Annotated in this window: 1 protein-coding gene; it reads left to right on the top strand. The window is 59.8% G+C overall.

The window, feature by feature from the left end; translation table 11 throughout:
* Positions 1–2 precede the first annotated feature (2 nt).
* On the top strand, positions 3–1366 hold a 1364-nt coding region (dnaK, locus tag PLJ71_19775), incomplete at its 3' end, for a molecular chaperone DnaK (GenBank protein HQM50932.1).

Raw genomic sequence — 1366 nt, 5'->3', positions numbered from 1 at the left:
AGATGGGTAAGGTAATCGGCATCGATCTGGGAACGACAAATTCTTGCGTCGCAGTGATGGAGGGCGGCGAGCCAACGGTCATTGCCAACGCGGAAGGAAACCGGACGACGCCGTCGGTGGTGGCGTTTACAAGAGACGGCGAGCGCCTTGTAGGCGCCGTGGCCAAGCGCCAGGCGATTACGAATCCGGTGAACACGATCTTTTCGATCAAGCGGTTCATGGGACGCCGTCACAACGAAGTCGCTTCGGAAGAGAAGATAGTGCCATACAAAGTCGGGGAGACTTCGTCGGGGGACTGCCAGGTCGAGGTTATGGGCAAGACTTACCGGCCTCCTGAAATCTCAGCGATGATTCTGCAGAAGATGAGAGAAACCGCCGAGAGTTATCTCGGAGAGCCGGTAACTCAAGCCGTGGTGACCGTGCCCGCGTATTTCAATGACTCGCAGCGGCAGGCAACGAAGGACGCGGGGCGCATCGCCGGTCTCGAGGTGCTGCGTATCATCAACGAACCCACGGCGGCCGCGCTCGCCTACGGTCTTGACCGCAAGAAGGACGAGAAAGTGGCGGTATACGACTTGGGCGGCGGAACGTTTGACATCTCGATTCTGGCGATTGGCGACGACAGTTTCGAGGTGCTGAGCACCAGTGGAGACACCCATCTCGGCGGCGATGATTTCGACCAGCGGGTCATTGACTGGCTCGCCGAGGAATTCCTGAAAGATCAAGGCATCGACCTCCGCAAAGATCCCATGGCGTTGCAGCGCCTCAAGGAAGCCGCAGAAAAAGGCAAATGCGAGCTCTCGACGACCATGCAGACCGACATCAACCTGCCGTTTATCACGGCGGATGCGTCGGGCCCCAAGCACCTCAACTATACGTTGACCCGGGCCAGGCTCGAGCAATTGTGCGATGACCTGCTCCAGCGCTCCAAAGGCCCGTGCTTCCGCGCGCTCGAAGATGCGGGCCTTTCGGCGAAGGAGATTAATGAAGTAATCCTTGTGGGCGGGATGACGCGGATGCCCGCCGTCGGCGAGATCGTGAAGAGCATTTTCGCCAAGGAGCCCCACCGGGGCGTCAATCCGGACGAAGTGGTCGCGATCGGCGCGGCGATACAGGGCGGCGTGTTGTCGGGTGACGTAAAGGACGTTCTGCTCCTTGACGTAACGCCGCTTTCGCTGGGGATAGAGACGCTGGGCGGCGTGTGCACAAAGCTCATTGAACGCAATACGACCGTGCCCGTTACAAAGCGGCAGATCTTCTCAACGGCGTCGGATAGCCAGACGGCCGTGACGATCCACGTCCTCCAGGGCGAGCGCGAGATGGCGGGCGACAACCGTACCCTCGGACGGTTTGACCTTGTGGGCAT

The sequence above is a fragment of the Candidatus Hydrogenedentota bacterium genome, from assembly GCA_035416745.1.
GTDB lineage: Bacteria > Hydrogenedentota > Hydrogenedentia > Hydrogenedentales > SLHB01 > UBA2224.
Note: the sequence above shows the minus strand (reverse complement) of the source record. Positions and strands in the feature narration are given on the sequence as shown.